Origin of the sequence: Bradyrhizobium manausense, from assembly GCF_018131105.1 — a bacterium.
Taxonomy (GTDB): Bacteria; Pseudomonadota; Alphaproteobacteria; order Rhizobiales; family Xanthobacteraceae; genus Bradyrhizobium; species Bradyrhizobium manausense_B.
The window spans coordinates 571,815-586,940 of record NZ_JAFCJI010000001.1 but is presented as its reverse complement, the minus strand read 5'-3'; the positions used below and the strand labels follow the sequence as shown (position 1 = coordinate 586,940).

15 protein-coding genes are annotated in these 15,126 nt (G+C 63.8%); 2 read left to right on the top strand and 13 right to left on the bottom strand.

Annotated features, from left to right (window positions below; genetic code table 11):
• Window positions 1–32: 32 nt before the first annotated feature.
• From JQ631_RS02770 to JQ631_RS02755, 4 genes are all read right to left on the bottom strand, one after another.
• Window positions 33–1,226, bottom strand: a complete 1,194-nt coding sequence (locus JQ631_RS02770) for an efflux RND transporter periplasmic adaptor subunit (RefSeq protein WP_212328467.1) — start codon at window positions 1,224–1,226, stop codon at window positions 33–35.
• A gap of 2 nt (window positions 1,227–1,228) precedes the next feature.
• Entirely contained in the window at window positions 1,229–1,915 is a 687-nt protein-coding gene (locus tag JQ631_RS02765) for a TetR/AcrR family transcriptional regulator (protein ID WP_212323785.1), read from the bottom strand.
• Between the two features lie 160 nt (window positions 1,916–2,075).
• Entirely contained in the window at window positions 2,076–2,666 is a 591-nt protein-coding gene (locus tag JQ631_RS02760) for a thiamine pyrophosphate-dependent enzyme (RefSeq protein ID WP_212323784.1), read from the bottom strand.
• The gene (locus JQ631_RS02755; protein ID WP_212323783.1) at window positions 2,663–3,205 is read right to left on the bottom strand and encodes a phosphonopyruvate decarboxylase; all 543 of its coding nucleotides are present in this window, start codon (window positions 3,203–3,205) and stop codon (window positions 2,663–2,665) included. Before JQ631_RS02755 ends, JQ631_RS02760 begins: the two co-directional genes overlap by 4 nt.
• Before the next feature lie 105 nt (window positions 3,206–3,310).
• On the opposite strand from JQ631_RS02755, the gene JQ631_RS02750 reads away from it, so the two are divergent.
• Window positions 3,311–4,531, top strand: coding sequence for a cytochrome P450 (locus JQ631_RS02750; RefSeq protein WP_212323782.1), 1,221 nt, complete (start codon window positions 3,311–3,313; stop codon window positions 4,529–4,531).
• A 6-nt stretch (window positions 4,532–4,537) separates the two neighbouring features.
• The gene (locus tag JQ631_RS02745; protein WP_212323781.1) at window positions 4,538–5,215 is read left to right on the top strand and encodes a potassium channel family protein; all 678 of its coding nucleotides are present in this window, start codon (window positions 4,538–4,540) and stop codon (window positions 5,213–5,215) included.
• 129 nt (window positions 5,216–5,344) lie between these two features.
• Here the strand turns inward: JQ631_RS02745 and JQ631_RS02740 are convergent, their stop codons facing one another.
• The 9 genes from JQ631_RS02740 to JQ631_RS02700 all read right to left on the bottom strand — a co-directional run bounded on the left by JQ631_RS02740 (window position 5,345) and on the right by JQ631_RS02700 (window position 15,026).
• Entirely contained in the window at window positions 5,345–6,208 is an 864-nt protein-coding gene (locus JQ631_RS02740) for a sugar phosphate isomerase/epimerase family protein (protein WP_212323780.1), read from the bottom strand.
• The gene (locus tag JQ631_RS02735) at window positions 6,208–7,398 is read right to left on the bottom strand and encodes a dihydrodipicolinate synthase family protein (RefSeq protein WP_212323779.1); all 1,191 of its coding nucleotides are present in this window, start codon (window positions 7,396–7,398) and stop codon (window positions 6,208–6,210) included. Before JQ631_RS02735 ends, JQ631_RS02740 begins: the two co-directional genes overlap by 1 nt.
• 172 nt (window positions 7,399–7,570) lie before the next feature.
• Entirely contained in the window at window positions 7,571–8,722 is a 1,152-nt protein-coding gene (locus tag JQ631_RS02730; protein WP_212323778.1) for a Gfo/Idh/MocA family protein, read from the bottom strand.
• Complete coding sequence (locus JQ631_RS02725) at window positions 8,719–10,116, bottom strand: enolase-like domain-containing protein (protein WP_212323777.1); 1,398 nt, start codon at window positions 10,114–10,116, stop codon at window positions 8,719–8,721. The genes JQ631_RS02730 and JQ631_RS02725 overlap by 4 nt, the downstream gene beginning before the upstream one ends.
• A 129-nt stretch (window positions 10,117–10,245) precedes the next feature.
• Entirely contained in the window at window positions 10,246–11,091 is an 846-nt protein-coding gene (locus JQ631_RS02720) for an ABC transporter ATP-binding protein (RefSeq protein WP_212323776.1), read from the bottom strand.
• 128 nt (window positions 11,092–11,219) lie between these two features.
• Window positions 11,220–12,212, bottom strand: a complete 993-nt coding sequence (locus JQ631_RS02715) for an ABC transporter substrate-binding protein (protein WP_212323774.1) — start codon at window positions 12,210–12,212, stop codon at window positions 11,220–11,222.
• Window positions 12,213–12,267: 55 nt separating this feature from the next.
• The gene (locus JQ631_RS02710; protein ID WP_212323770.1) at window positions 12,268–13,077 is read right to left on the bottom strand and encodes an ABC transporter permease; all 810 of its coding nucleotides are present in this window, start codon (window positions 13,075–13,077) and stop codon (window positions 12,268–12,270) included.
• 233 nt (window positions 13,078–13,310) lie between these two features.
• Complete coding sequence (locus JQ631_RS02705; protein ID WP_349644997.1) at window positions 13,311–13,970, bottom strand: TetR/AcrR family transcriptional regulator; 660 nt, start codon at window positions 13,968–13,970, stop codon at window positions 13,311–13,313.
• Window positions 13,971–14,177: 207 nt separating this feature from the next.
• The gene (locus JQ631_RS02700) at window positions 14,178–15,026 is read right to left on the bottom strand and encodes a VOC family protein (protein ID WP_212323766.1); all 849 of its coding nucleotides are present in this window, start codon (window positions 15,024–15,026) and stop codon (window positions 14,178–14,180) included.
• Window positions 15,027–15,126 lie beyond the last annotated feature (100 nt).

Below are 15,126 nucleotides of genomic sequence, written 5' to 3'. Positions count from 1 at the left end.
ACCCGGCCATGCCGGATCACGTGAGTGTATTGTCAGTAACGCGGCGGCTGGGCCGGGATCGGCGGAGCCGGGTCGGTCGAAATCGCGACCGCAGCGCCCGATTGCAGCTTGAGCTGGCCGACGGCGACGACCTTGTCGCCCACCTTCAGGCCCTTGAGGATTTCAGCGCGACCGTCGACCCGGTTGCCGGTCTGCACGAAGGTGCGAACCGCACTCAGGCTGGTCTTGCCGTCTTCGCCCTTCTTCTCGGTGATCAAGAACACCGAGTCGCCGTACAGCGTGTAATCAACCGCCGTCTCCGGAACGGTGATCACGGCCGGCTTGTCCGGCAGTACCACCGTGGTGGTCACGAACATGCCCGGCTTCAGGATCTTCTCCGGGTTGGCAATCGTTGCCTGCACGCGAATGTTGCGGGTGTCAGCGGCAATCTGCGGCTCGATCGTGGTGATCTTGCCGTCGAAGGTGCGGCCCGGATAGGCGTCGACCTTCAGCCGGACTTGCTGCCCGACCTTGAGGTTGCCAGAGTCCTTTTCTGTCACGGTGAAGTTGGCCCACAGCTCGGACAGATCCGTCAGCGAGACGATGGCCGTGCCGGCGGTGAGATATTGGCCAACCTCAACCTTGCGGACACCGAGATCGCCGGCGAACGGGGCGCGCACCAGCTTCTGCGAAATCAGCGCTTCGGTCTTGGCGATGCCGGCCATTGCCTGATCATAGGCGGCCTGCGCGGAATCCACGGTCGCCTGCGGACCGAATTGGCGCGAGGCCAGTTGCTTGGCGCGATCGAGCGACAGCTGCGCGACCGTTGCCTGCGCCTTGTAGTTGGCGAGGTCACCCTGGTCCGGCGCGTCGAACAGCTGCACCAGCGGCATGCCGGCCTCGACATGGGCGCCCGGCTCGAACTTGATCTCGGTGACGCGACCGTTGACGTCGGCGCTGACGTCGACCTGGTGCACGGCGACGAGGCTGCCGACCGCGGTCAGCAGGTTCGGTACCACTTCGGACTTCGCTTCCGCCACGCTGACTGCCGTCGGCGGCGGCTTGTTGTTGGCGAAGAACTGCTTGATCATCTGGCCACGGAAATAGTTGAACCAGACGAGACCACCGACCAGCGCGCCGAGGAGCGTGCCGATGATGATGAACCAGAGCACCGGCCGGACCGGACGCTTGGGAGCCTTGCTGTCGATCGGTTCGCCCGAAATCTTGTTTTCGGCTACGATGTTCATTGTCATGCGCTTTCTGCAATCGCCGTTTTGCCCGCACAGGCGGCCTGATCGTGGCCCAGATGCGAAGCAATTGCGGCGTCGTTAAGTCCGATACCCCTCAGGAGAAACTCACAGAGCTGCCGCTCCAGATCGTTCGCCCTGCCATAGGCGAGACAGGGCACGGAGGGCAGTCTGGTCAGCGCAGCGGTCATCACCGTATGATGCGCAAACCAGAACAGATTGAGCGGCTCACTGCCACAAGCCCGCGCATCGCCGGCGGCGACCGCGCGCTCGAGCGAGGCGACGAAGACCGCTCCGATCAGCGTCTCGATCTTGGCATATAGCAAACGAGCGAATTCGCCATCATCCAGATGACTAGTGGCCATCAGTCGCAGACGCTGCGCCTCTTCCTGGTCGGGGCCGTCGGCGATCAGCAGGAAATGCTGGACCATGCCACGGATCAACTCGACCAGGGTGGCTGTCGACGGCTCCCGCTCGAGCAGCTCGGTGAGCGCCGGGTCCGCCTCGCATTCGTCGCTGAGGATTTCGGCATAGAGCGCCGCCTTGGACGGGAAATGCTTGAATAGCAGCGCCTCGGAAATGGCAGCAGCGGCCGCCACGCTCTTCGTCGTGGTGCCGTTGTAGCCGTGTCGGGCAAAGCAGCGTTTCGCGGCTCCGAGGATCAATTGACGCCTCAGGTCGCTCGTCATACGCAATGAGCTCATGCTAGTGAGTAAGCACTCACCCACGCCAAAGTCAAGCAGAATGCTGCATCGCAACCTAAGTGCGTGAGAAACCGTTGGAAATTGGTCACAGGGTACCGCTGCGGGAGGACGCCGCCCCGTCAGGGAGCCAGATCGGAGGCCGGCGTCAGATCGGCTGGAAACCGAGGTCGCCGCGGATCCGGTTGACGATGTAGGTGCCGTCCCGGCTCGGGAGGATCCGCTCGACGTTGGCGCTGTCGATTTTCACATTGGCAAACCGGGGCCCCGCCGAGAGGTGGTGGACGGCTTTGGCGAAGCCTTCCACCTCGGCCATGGTCGAGATCGCCCGGCTGTCGGCGATGCCGCAGGCTCTGGCAACGCCCACCAAGTCGGCGGCAGCCGAGGTGTGGCTGGTCTGGCCGCCTGTCTCGCCATAAGCCTCGTTATCCAGCACGACGATCGAGAGGTTGGACGGCTTCTGCAGGCCGATGGTGGCCAGGCTGCCCATGCCCATCAGCATCTCGCCGTCGCCGGTGATGACAAGCACCGGCAGTTTCGGCTGCGCGATCGCCAGGCCCAGGCCGATCATCGCGGCGCCACCCATGCCACCCCAGAGATAGAAGTTGCGGGCGTGATCGCCCGCGGCGGTGATGTCGTTGGTGGAGGCACCGAGGCCTCCGATCGCAACCACGTCCTTGCGATCAGCAAGCAGCGCGGAGACCACCTGGCGGCGGTCGAGGAGATTGGCCTTGCTCATTTGGTGAAAACCTTGGCGCCGATCAGGCGCTGCGACAGCAGGACGGCGGTAGGCGTGAGCGCGTTGTAGGCCTGCGCCGCAGCCGCCTCCAACACCGCCGGCACCTCGGCTGCGTTCGAGGCGCGCAGCACCTTGATGCCGGAGAGCTCGAACACGCCCTGCGTGGTCGAGCCCATCGGCACCTGCCACGGATTGAACTCGCCCCACTCGCCGCGCATGGTCACGAGGGTGAGGAACGGAAAGCGCAGGATCGGGATCAGCGACAGCATGTTGATGCAATTGCCGACGCCGCTCGACTGCATCAGCAGCACGCCGCGCTGGCCGCCGGTCCAGGCGCCGGCAAGCAGCGCCACACCCTCCTCCTCCGTCGTCAGCGGAATGCCGCGCATCGTCGATGAAGTCAGCACGCGCTGGATCAGCTTCGAATGGCCGGCATCGGGCACGTAAGGCACCTGCCGGACGTCGAAGCGTTGCAAGGTCGCGAAAATATCGTCGGGCCACTTCGGGGCCGTATCGGAAGCGTCAGTGCGCGCCTGCATTTTCCTGTCCGGTCGGCTTGCAAATCACGGCATGACTGTAGACGGTGACCCGCAAAGCTCGAAAGAGCGAAAACGGCATATCGGTGTCATCAGGTGAGTATGGCGATGAACGCAGATGCGAAAGAATTGGCGGCCAGTTTCGATCTGGCGAAGCTGACCAGCGGATTCTACGACGATCCCTACCCGACTTATCGTGCACTGCGGGAGAACGAGCCGGTCAAGCGGCTTGCGAGCGGCACCGTGTTCCTGACGCGCTACGACGACCTCGTCACGACCTACAAGAACACAAAATCGTTCAGCTCGGACAAGAAGCGCGAGTTCGCGCCGAAATACGGCGACACGCCGCTCTACGAGCACCACACCACCAGCCTCGTGTTCAACGATCCACCCGCGCACACCCGTGTGCGGCGGCTGATCATGGGCGCACTGTCGCCGCGGGCGATCGCGGGCATGGAAGGAGACATCGTCAAGCTGGTCGACGGCCTGCTCGACGCCATCGCGGCCAGGGGGAGTTGCGAGCTGATAGAGGATTTCGCCGCCTCGATTCCGATCGAGGTGATCGGCAATTTGCTCGATGTCCCCCATGAGGAACGCGCGCCGCTGCGCGACTGGTCGCTGGCAATCCTTGGCGCGCTCGAGCCGGTCGTGTCGCCCGAGGTCGCCGCCCGCGGCAACAAGGCCGTGACGGATTTCCTCGCCTATCTCGCAACGCTGGTGGCGCGCCGGCGCCAGAAGCCGGGCAGCCCTGATCGCGACGTGCTGACACGGCTGATCCAGGGCGAGGAGAACGGCGAGCGGCTGACCGAGAAGGAGCTGCTGCACAACTGCATCTTCCTGCTCAATGCGGGCCACGAGACCACCACCAATCTGATCGGCAACGGCCTCGTCGCGTTACATCGCAATCCGGATCAGAAGCAGCGGCTGATCGGCAACCCCGACATGATCAAGACTGCCGTCGAGGAGATCCTTCGTTACGAAAGCTCGAATCAGCTCGGCAACCGCATGACGACCGAGACGGTCGAGCTCGGCGGCGTCATGCTCGAAGCCGGCACGTCGGTGACGCTGTGCATTGGAGCTGCCAACCGCGACCCCGCCCAGTTTCCCGACCCCGAACGCTTCGACGTCGCGCGCACGCCGAACCGGCACCTCGCCTTTGCCACCGGTGCGCATCAATGCGCCGGCATGGCGCTGGCGCGGCTCGAGGGCGCGATCGCGATCTCACGCTTCCTGGCGCGCTTCCCGGGCTACGCCGTGAGCGGTCAGCCCGTGCGCGGCGGCCGCGTTCGGTTCCGCGGCTTCCTGAGCGTCCCCTGCTCGATCGGCTGAGGCGTCATGACCAACGATCAATTGCGCGAACGCTGGGCCGATCCGGCCCTCACGGTGCTGACAGTGCTGCTGATGATCATGATGTTCGTGATCTCGCCATTGCAGGCGCTGGGGCTGTTTGCGTTCCAGGTGTCCGAGCTCGTGCTGGCGCTGCTGCTGGTCTGCGGCATCTTCGTGATCTCTGGCAGCCCGGTCGCGGTCGGCGCCATGCTGGTTGCACTCGGCATGATCACCGTCGGCGCAATCCTGCGGATCAGATCGCCATCGATCCTCGACCTCAACCTGTTTGCCGGCTCATGGTTCATCGTGGGAACGACGATGGCCTGGGCGGTGGCGCGCCAGACCTTCGCGCCGGGACGCGTGACCTATCATCGCGTCATCGGTGCCGTGCTGCTGTATCTGACGGTCGCGGTGATCTTCTCCGCGCTTTACGTCTTCATCGGCTCGCTCGATCAGGACGCCTTTGTCAGCATGAAGGTGACGGACAGTCCGAGGCTCGCGAGCGACGTCATCTATTTCAGCTTCGCGACGATGACCACGACCGGCTATGGCGACGTCGCGCCGCTGCACCCCGTTGCGCGGAGCCTGTGCAACATGGAAGCGATTTTCGGCCAGCTCTATCCGGCGACATTGCTGGCGCGCCTGGTCACGCTCGAGATCGAGCATCGCAGGCAGGACTCCTGAATCCAAAAAGTCGAAAACAACCCCATGCACAGTAGAACAGGGGTCGGCTGAGGATGGCCGGCGTATCCGCCGAACCATTTGACCTGCCGGGCAAATCAACGCTGAACGCGCAATCACCCGGCCGGATGCCTAAACGACCGTCCGGTGACGCCCGATGCAGGTGCGCAGCACCTCGTCCATCGGCTTGCTCCACCAATCGTTCGAGAAAATCTCGATCTCGGAATAGCCGGAAAAGCCCTGCGCCTCGACGGCCGCGCGCGCGGATTTGATGTCGATGACGCCGTCGCCCATCATGCCCCGGTCGTTGAGGATGTCCCTGGTCGGCACCAGCCAATCGCAGACGTGGAAAGCCAACAGACGATCCTTGCCGGCACGCGCGATCTGGCCCATCAGATCCGGGTCCCACCAGATGTGATAGACGTCGAGCGCGACGCCGAGCATGCCGGTACGACCAGGGTCGAGCCGGTCGCAGATGTCGAGCGCCTGCTTTGTCGTGTTCACGCAGGCACGGTCGGCCGCGTAGGCCGGGTGCAACGGCTCGATCGCCAACGGCAACTTCGCCTGCCTGGCATAGTCGAGCATGTCGGCGAGAGCTTCCTCGACCTGCGTCCGCGCGCCCGCGATGTCCTTCGACGCCTCACTGCCCGGCCGCGAATATTGCGGCAGGCCGCCGACGACGAGCACGATGCAGGGCGCGCCCAATGCCTTGGCTTCATCGACGCAGCGCCTGTTATCGTCGCGCACCTCATCCCGACGCGACGCGTCCGAGGTAAACATGCCGCCGCGGCAATAGCCTGACAGCTCGAGGCCGGCATCGCGCACCGCGCGCGCCGCGCGATCGAGGCCGACGGTCGCGACCTGGTCGCGCCAGGGATCGATGGCACGGATGCCGTGCTTCGCGCAGGCCTCGACGATTTGGACGAGGTCACCTTGCTTGCGGACTGTCGCCGTGTTCAGCGACAGCCAGCGGTGGTTGGACGAGAAATCGCGCATCAGTCTTCCAGTCCGTGCGAGGTCAGCACGGTCTTCATGCGTCGCGTCGCCAGTTCAGGATTGGCAAGCAGGCCTGCCTGATCGGCTAGCCGGAACAGCTCGGCCAGATGCAGCATCGAGCGCGCGCTTTCTTGTCCCCCGACCATCGTAAAGTGATCCTGGTGGCCGTTGAGATACGCCATGAACACGACGCCGGTCTTGTAGAAGCGCGTCGGTGCCTTGAAGATGTGACGCGACAGCGGCACCGTCGGCCCCAGCACGTCGTGGAAGCCGGCTTCGTCGCCTGCCGCCAGCCGCGACAGCGCGTAGGATGCCGCGGGCGCGATCGCGTCAAAAATGCCGAGCAGCGCGTGCGAAAAGCCTTCGCTGTCGCCGGCGATCAGCTCCGCGTAATTGAAATCGTCGCCGGTATACATCTTGATGCGCTTGTCGAGACGGCGACGCATGTCGATCTCGCGCTGCTTGTCGAGCAGCGAGACCTTGACGCCGTCGACCTTGGCGGCGTTGCCATTGATGATCGCGACTGCGGTGTCCATCGCCTTGTCGAGATCCCTGGTGCCCCAATAGCCTGATAGCGCCGGGTCGAACATATCGCCGAGCCAGTGGATGATCACGGGCTCGCGAACCTGCGACAGCACGCGGTCGTAGACCTTGGCGTAGTCGTCAGCATTGCGGCCGAGCTTGGCGAGCGCACGCGACGCCATCAAAATGATGCGGCCGCCGACCTTCTCCACCGCCGAGATCTGCTCTTCATAGGCGCGAATGACGTGGTCGAGATTTTTGGCATCCTCGGCCGCGAGATGATCCGTGCCGGCACCGGAGAACACCAGTGCATTGCGGCGCTTGGCGGCCCCGACCGAACGCGTGATCAGCTCCAGCGAGGTCGGCCAGTCCAGCCCCATGCCGCGCTGCGCAGTGTCCATGGCCTCCGCAACGCCGAGACCGAGATCCCAGACGTGCTCGCGGAAGGCGATGGTCTTGTCCCAATCGACGGCCGCCGACAGCCAGGGATCGTTGTCCGCGAAGGGATCGACCACCGTGTGCACGGCCGAAAAGGCGATGCGGTTCAACGGTCCCTCGAGCTTTGCGGGGAACGTTCGCGAGGCCGCGAGCCGGTAGGTCTCGATCGAGCGATCGGCCTTCGGCAGCTTGAGCGACAATGACGACATCGGAAGGACGGGCTTGTTCATGATTTTAGACCTCTCCCCGTCATTGCGACGAGCCACCCGGTCCGGCCTTCGGCCGGCCGGATGATAAACTCCGCGACGAAGCAATCCAGACTGTTGCCGCGGAGGCATTCTGGATTGCTTCGCTTCGCTCGCAATGACGGTTTGGTAGACATCGGGGTTTAACCGCTAGGCCTCACGCCTTGATCGGGGCGACGTCGATCCAGCGCCGCTCCTTCCAGCTCTTCAGTGCACATTCGGCAAGCTGCACGCCCTTGACGCCTTCGAGCAGGGTGAACTTGTAGGGCGCATCCTCGTAGACGTGGCGGATGAACATTTCCCACTGCTCCTTGAAGCCGTTATCGTAGGAGACGTTGTCGGGCAGCTTTTGCCAGTCGCCGTAGAAATCGTGCAGCCGCTTTTCGTCGGGATTCCAGACCGGACGGGGCGTGGCCTGCCGCGCCTGGATCATGCAGTCGGTGAGACCTGCGACCGCCGAGCCGTGGGTGCCGTCGACCTGGAAGGTGACGAGGTCGTCGCGATAGACGCGCGTGACCCAGGACATGTTGATGTGGGCGATGACGCCGCCTTCGAGCTGGAAGGTCGCATAGGCGGAATCATCCGCGGTCGCCTTGTACTTCTTGCCCTGTTCGTCGAAGCGCTCGGGGATATCGGTGTTGCCGATGCAGACCACGCTCTGGACGTTGCCGAAGAGGTTGTCGAGCACGTAGCGCCAGTGGCAGACCATGTCGAGGATGATGCCGCCGCCGTCCTCGTCGCGATAGTTCCAGGACGGCCGCTGCGCCTCCTGCCAGCCGCCTTCGAACACCCAATAGCCGAACTCGCCGCGCACCGAGAGGATGCGGCCGAAAAAGCCGGAATCGCGCAGGAAGGCGATCTTCTTCAGGCCGGGCAGGAACAGCTTGTCCTGTACCGTGCCGTGCTTGACGCCCCTGGCGTTGGCGAGCTTGACGACTTCGAGCGCCTCTTCAAAGTTCGTCGCGATCGGCTTCTCGCAATAGACGTGCTTGCCGGCATTGATCGCCTGGGTCAGCAGACCCGGCCGCGCCTGCGTGGTCGCGGCATCGAAGAACATGGTGTCGTTCTTGTCGGCCAGCGCCGCATCGAGATCGGTGGTCCAGCGCGTGATGTTGTAGCGCTTGGCGAGCGCCTCGACCTTCTCGGCGCTGCGGCCGACCAGGATCGGATCGGGCATGATGCGATCGCCGTTCTTCAAACGGACGCCGCCCTGCTCGCGGATCGCGACGATCGAGCGGATCAGATGCTGATTGAGACCCATGCGGCCGGTGACGCCGTTCATGATGAGGCCGAGGCGTTGGGTGGTCATGCCAATTGCTCCTGAAGTGATTTTGGCTGTTCGAGCGGACGGAGCGCCGACCAGTCCGGATGGACCGACGTCGCAAAGCCCGCAACGTGCAGCGATCCCGTCAGGAGATCGCCGTTGTGAACGGAAAGACGGATGCCCTGCCCGGCATCGGCGTAGAGATCGGGATGCGCGGCCGCGAAGGCCTGCGCTTCGGCGGCCGGCGTCTCGCCAAAGCCGTCGACATAGTGATGACCGTTGCGCTCGGCGTGGGTGACGCCGATGAAGGCGCCGAGCGCGAGGTCCTGCTGCACGGCGAGCCCTGCCTGGCAGGTGAGGTCTTCCCCGGTCACGAAGAACCGCGCGCCGTTCGCGCTCCATTTTGCCGCACGCGTGGCATTGACCACGGATTTGTAGAGCCCCTTGCAGGATTTCGAGGAGATGCCGCGATAGCCGAGCGTCCGCGCCGCCGGGAAGGCATCGTAGGTATCATCGGCCTCATCGATGATGAAGCCGCGCGTCGCGAGCGAGCCGAGCGGCGATTGCCGGGTGATATCGCGCGGCATCGGCTGTTCGATATAGAGCAGTCTTGACGAGATCGACCGCAGCGCGGGATCGCGATCGAGCCGATCGATCAGCGCCTGCAGCACGGTGAGATCGGCATATTGCTCGTTGGCATCGAGCGTTACCTTGGTGTCGCGCCCCAGCGCATCAAGCTCCTTGCCGATGCGCCCCAGCCGCATTGCGTCGGCCGCGGGATCACCGGACAGCTTCAGCTTGAAGTAATTTGCGCCGGAATTCTCCCGCGCATCAGCAACACCGCCATCACCTTCGACAGTGTCGTCGAGACCGACAGTATGCCTGATCGCAACGCGCGGCAGCGGCTTGCGCCCGGAGAGAAACGCGGCGATATCTGCTTCCTTCAGGTCAGGCGAAAGCCGCGCGTCGATGCCCGCGATGTTACCGGCCATTCCGTCAAAGAAATTCGTCTCGAAAGCGCGGAGCAGCGCATCGAGGATTGCCTTGTCGATCTCCGCGGGGCCGTAAGCCGCAGCCAGCGCTGGAATGTTCTTTTTCGCGCAAGTCGCGATCTGGGCACCAATGCACGAGGCATGCAGATCGAATGCAGTCAGATACCCGGTCCGCGCCAGATAAAGACCGCGCGCAATCTCCAGCGAGCGACGCAAGCCGTCGACCGTCTGCGCCGGCGACAGTTCCGGCCGCTTGTCGAACCATTTCGGCACCAGCAGCTCGGCGCTGGCGCCGACTGACGTGCCCTTCCCCTCAACCTCGATCTCCACCCGCGCGAACAGCTGCGGTGTCGCATTGATGGTGATCGCGCCAAAGCGGAACGGCCGCGCGAACTGCACGGGACGTTCGAAGAAAGCGATGTCTCGCAGCTTCAGGCGCACGGACACAGTCCTATGAAGGTCGTCATGCCCGGGCTTGTCCCGGGCATCCACGTTCTTAGTCGCGTGGAGCAAGGCGTGGATGGCCGGGACAAGCCCGGCCATGACGCTCTGAGAACGAGAGCAGCCTTCATCGCCCTAATCCAACGTCCCTTGCGAGAAGAAATGCTTGCGGATGCGTTGCACGAGTTCGGTGAAGACAGGATCGGCCATCACGTCGAGCGAGCGCGGGCGCGGCAGCGGCACATCGTAGATCGCGGCGATGGCACCGGGCCGCTCGGTCATGACGAGCACGCGGTCGGCGAGGAACACGGCTTCCGGAATCGAATGCGTGATCAGCAGCACCGTCTTCCTGGTCTCGCGCTGGATCCGCATCAGCTCGACATTCATGCGCTCGCGCGTCAGCGCATCGAGTGCGCCGAACGGCTCGTCCATCAGCATGATCTTGGGATCGTGCACCAGCGCGCGACAGATCGAAGCACGCTGCTGCATGCCGCCGGAGAGCTGCCAGGGCAACTTCTTCTCGAACCCTTCGAGCCCGACCGTCTTCAACAGCGCCTTGGCGCGGGCGAGGTATTCGTCCCGCGGCAGCCGCTTCATGTCGATCGGCAACATCACATTCGACAGGATGTTGCGCCAGGGCAGCAGCAGCGCGTTCTGGAAGACGATGCCGACATTGCCATGCGGCTTCGTCACCTTCTCGCCCTCGACCAGCACCTCGCCTGAAGTCGGCGGCAGCAGGCCGGAGATCAGCTTGAGCAGCGTGGACTTGCCGCAGCCGGACGGGCCGACCACGACGAAGAACTCGCCCTCATTGATGTGGAAGTCGAGCGGCCGCAGCGACGGCACATCGCCGTCGCGCGTCCGGTAGGTCTTCGACACGCCTGACAAATGAATGCCTGACGCGTCGTTACCGGCCCGGTCGCTCACCAGGCGAAGGTGAGCGGAGGGCTGGTCCGCCGCTGGCTTTATCGCTGACTTCATACTGCTCGATCCAATTGAACGCAGTCGCTAGATGCCGTCATTGCGAAGAGCGAAGCGACGAAGCAATCCAGAGTCCGTCCGCAGAGACAGCCCGGATTGCTTCGCTTCGCTCGCGATGACGGAGGCAATCACGAGCCACTCTTCGGCAGGTAATCGTTGGTGTAGAAGGCCTTCGGGTTCTCCTTGGCCTTGGCATCGAGGCCGCCATACTCGACCATCAGATTGACGCTGTCCGTCATGTTCTGATCGGTGACCTGGAACGGCCGCTTGCTCTTGGTCTCGGCGGTCCGATAGAGCGGGATGGTCAGCTCAAAGCCCTGCGTCAGCGTATCGATCTTGCCACCCTTGGGGTTGGCGTCGAGGATCGATTGCGCGGCCGCCTTCGGCTCCTTCTCGGCGGCTTCGACAGCCTTGGTCGTCGCCGACATGAAACGGCGGACGAGGTCGGCATTGGCCTTCACATAGTCCGTGTTGGCGATGATGCCCGAGGAAACCATGTTGATGCCGTAGTCGGCGAACTTGATCGGATAGACGTCCTTGCCGGTGGCGTCCTTGATCTTCATCGACTGGTCCATGACGTAGCCGAGCAGGAGATCGGCCTGGCCGTTGATGACCGCGTTGAGCTTGGTCTGGCCGTCACCGGCGACGGTCTTGAAGTCGCTCTCTTTCAGGCCGGTCTTCTTCAGGAACAGCGGCCAGATCTGCGTCATCGAATCGGCCGGCGTGATCGCGACCGTCTTGCCCTTGATGTCCTCGGGCTTCCTGATGTTCTTCTCGACCAGGCCCATGGCGGACATCGGGCTGGTCTGGAGCAGCACGCCGGTCGCGATCACGGGCGCACCCTTGATCGCAGCGCGCATCATGGTGGGCACGTCGACATAGCCGAAGTCAGCGGTCTTGGCGGCGACGGCCTGGGTGGTGGCGGCCGAGCCGCGGCCCTCCTGAATCTCGAGGTCGATGCCCTCGGCCGCGTAAATGCCCTTGGCCTTGCCATAATAGAACGGCGCGTGCTCGCCATAGACGTACCAGTTCAGCATCAGCACGACCTTGTCGGCCGCCTGCGCCGGCGCAACCACAAACGCCGTCAGCGCCATTGCTGCAGCCCCAATCCACCGCTTCATCGTCACTCTCCCTGTCGTTATGTTTCGGCCGTTGGTGGCCGTTCGTTGCTTCGAGTTAAGAGGCGAAAATCACGTCTTCACGCTGGCTGACATGCCAGGGAATGACCAGCTTCTCGATCCGGTCGACGACCCAGAACAGGATGACACCGAGCAGCGCGAGGATGACGAGCGCTGCGAACATCGTCGGCAGGTCGAACGTGCCAATGGAGCGCTGCATCACATAACCGATGCCGGAATTGGAGCCGACAAATTCGCCGACGACCGCGCCGACCACGGCGAGCGTCACCGAGACCTTGAGACCGGAGAAAATCGCCGGCAGCGCGTGCGGCAGGTTCACCGCGCAAAACACCTGGAAGCGGCTGCCCTGCATGGCGCGGGCGAGATCGACCATGTCAGGATCGACCGATTTGAAACCCTGCACGGCGGAAACGACCACCGGGAAGAAGCCGAGCAAGAAGGCCGAGATCACCTTGGGCAGGATGCCGAAGCCGAACCAGACCACGAACAGCGGAGCAATCGCGATCTTCGGTACCGACTGCGAGAACACCAGCAGCGGATAGATGTAGCTTTCCACCGTCTTCGACCCCGCGATCAGCATCGCCACGGGGATGCCGAACAGCGCGGAAAGTACGAAGCCCCAGATGGTCGCGTAAGTGGTGGGCCAGGACTGGCGCAGCAATTCCGGCCAATCATTGCGCAGCACGGCGAGCACATCGGCCGGCGCCGGGATCTGGTAGGCGGGGATCTTGAACAGCCGAATGGAGAGATCCCAGGCGATGACGATGAACACAAGGAACAACAGCGGCCGCACCCAGGCCGCATTCAGCATCTTGGACACCGCACCTTGCGGCCTCAGCTCAGCCACGCCTCACTCCCGATCGACCTTTTCGTTTCCGGGGAGAAATTAACCCGTTGGATAAATACTGTCCAGCGGTTTCCCTGTGACGTTTTGTGCCGGTTCCACCCCCGTCATACCCGGGCAGAAGCGCGAAACGCGTCTTCGCGCTAGATGTCCCGCGGATCCACGCCTCTCCCACACGCGGACGCACGTGGACGGCCGGGACAAGCCTGGCCATGCCGAATGCGATAGTTGGAGAGCTAAACCGCCTGCACCACGCCAGTGCGCGACTTCGGCGCCTTGGCGATCTCGAACAGCGCCGCGGACTGCCCCGTCAGCGCGGCGAGCACCAAGCCGACCATGTGCGCGAGGCGCTCGTCCTTGGCGTCCTTGGCGAGCAGGTCGCGGCCGAAGATGACGCTGAGCGTGGCCGAGTTCGAGAGATAGAAGAAGCAGAGGCCCGCGATCGAGATGTAGAGCTGCACCGGATCGACCGCGACCTGGAAATCGCCGCTGTCGACGCCGCGCCTCACCACCGTGCGGATCATCTCGACGAAAGGCGAGTGCATCGACTTGACCTTGGTCGAGCGCTTGAGATGCTTTGCGCGCACGAGGTTCTCGGTCTGGAGCAGCGACAGGAATTCCGGATTGCGCAGGAAGTAACCCCAGGTGAACTCGATCAGCCGCTTGATTGCCTCGGGCGGATCGAGATGTTCGAGATCGAGCCCCCGCTCCTCGCTGCGGATCTTGTCATAGGCTCCCTCGAGCACCGCGAGATAGAGGTCGTCCTTGTTGCCGACGTGGTAGTACAGCATGCGCTTGTTGGCGCCCGCGTTGGCCGCGATGCGGTCGACGCGCGCACCGGCGAGCCCGTGAGCGGAAAACTCCTGCTTGGCAGCCTCGAGAATGCGCAGCCGCATCCCCTCGGGATCGCGCTGCCATTTCAGAGTTCGCTTTGCCGTTGCCTTCGCCAAACCGGGGTGCTCGCTGGATGCTCTCGGTATGCCATGTACCACGCCCTCGCCGTCATTGCGAGGAGCGAAGCGACGAAGCAATCCAGACAGCTTCCGCGGCGACAGTCTGGATTGCTTCGCTGCGCTCGCAATGACGGGAGGAGAGAACGTCCCCTAATCCACCGGTTTCGGCGAACGCTCGAGCAGCACGGTCTGGATGCCGCAGGTGCCGTTGCGTACCGTCAAGATCCGCGTGCCCGGCTTGCGGCCGTTGCGGACTTCGGTGACATCGAGGCCGGCGGCGAGCAGGCGGGACCGTGTGGCGTCGATGTCGGCGACGCGCCAGCTCAGGCCCCATAGCCGGTCATGCCTGACATCGCCGCCCGCGACGGGGCGGCGCACCACTTCGACGATGAGATCGCCGCAGCGGAAGAACATCAGCTGGCCCCAGTCATGGTGGGAGCGGTCGAGCGCGAGATCGAGCCCGAGCCGCGCGCCGTAGAGCGCGGCGGCCCGATCGGAATCCTCTGTCGTGATGACGACGTGGTCGAGGCCGTCGATCGGCGCGACGTCTGAAGCAACCGACTTCGGACGCTCCTCGGCAAGCTCGAGGAAGAACATGCGCACGCCCCGTGTCAGCTCGGTGGCGGCCCGCGTGCGCTTCCAGTGCAGCGTCGCACCGGTGGCATCGTCGCGGCTCTCGACTTCGGCAACGGGATCGGGCTTCAGCGCCACCCGGTCCAGCCGCCGCTGCATCTTGCCGATGTCAGCGACACGAAAACACAGGCTGGCGAGCATGCCCTCCTGATCGGCGAGCAGCGCGCGCATCCGGTCCGCCGTCACGCTGAAGCCGTCCGGCGCCATCAATTCGATGGTCATGTTGTCGAGGGTGAACAGCACGCGGTCGGCGCCCTCGCCGGAATTCTGCCAGGCCGGCGCACGGGCCAGCAGCGTTTGATAGGCCGCCTTGGCTGCACCGATATCCTTGACCAGAACAACGATGTGATCGAGGCCGGTGATCATGCTTTCCCCTTTTGATCGACCTGGAACCATGGCCCGAAACACGGCAAATGTCCGGGCTTGGCATGGGACTGACATGGTCGTATTCCGGCCACATGGCGAC

Excerpts from the sequence above, each read along its gene's own strand:
- JQ631_RS02700 (WP_212323766.1), bottom strand. The coding sequence starts at position 15,026 with ATGATCACCGGCCTCGATCACATCGTTGTTCTGGTCAAGGATATCGGT.
- JQ631_RS02770 (WP_212328467.1), bottom strand. The coding sequence starts at position 1,226 with ATGAACATCGTAGCCGAAAACAAGATTTCGGGCGAACCGATCGACAGC.
- JQ631_RS02765 (WP_212323785.1), bottom strand. The coding sequence starts at position 1,915 with ATGACGAGCGACCTGAGGCGTCAATTGATCCTCGGAGCCGCGAAACGC.
- JQ631_RS02705 (WP_349644997.1), bottom strand. The coding sequence starts at position 13,970 with ATGCGGCTGCGCATTCTCGAGGCTGCCAAGCAGGAGTTTTCCGCTCAC.
- JQ631_RS02730 (WP_212323778.1), bottom strand. The coding sequence starts at position 8,722 with ATGACCACCCAACGCCTCGGCCTCATCATGAACGGCGTCACCGGCCGC.
- JQ631_RS02745 (WP_212323781.1), top strand. The coding sequence starts at position 4,538 with ATGACCAACGATCAATTGCGCGAACGCTGGGCCGATCCGGCCCTCACG.
- JQ631_RS02750 (WP_212323782.1), top strand. The coding sequence starts at position 3,311 with ATGAACGCAGATGCGAAAGAATTGGCGGCCAGTTTCGATCTGGCGAAG.
- JQ631_RS02740 (WP_212323780.1), bottom strand. The coding sequence starts at position 6,208 with ATGCGCGATTTCTCGTCCAACCACCGCTGGCTGTCGCTGAACACGGCG.
- JQ631_RS02755 (WP_212323783.1), bottom strand. The coding sequence starts at position 3,205 with ATGCAGGCGCGCACTGACGCTTCCGATACGGCCCCGAAGTGGCCCGAC.
- JQ631_RS02715 (WP_212323774.1), bottom strand. The coding sequence starts at position 12,212 with ATGAAGCGGTGGATTGGGGCTGCAGCAATGGCGCTGACGGCGTTTGTG.
- JQ631_RS02735 (WP_212323779.1), bottom strand. The coding sequence starts at position 7,398 with ATGAACAAGCCCGTCCTTCCGATGTCGTCATTGTCGCTCAAGCTGCCG.
- JQ631_RS02720 (WP_212323776.1), bottom strand. The coding sequence starts at position 11,091 with ATGAAGTCAGCGATAAAGCCAGCGGCGGACCAGCCCTCCGCTCACCTT.
- JQ631_RS02760 (WP_212323784.1), bottom strand. The coding sequence starts at position 2,666 with ATGAGCAAGGCCAATCTCCTCGACCGCCGCCAGGTGGTCTCCGCGCTG.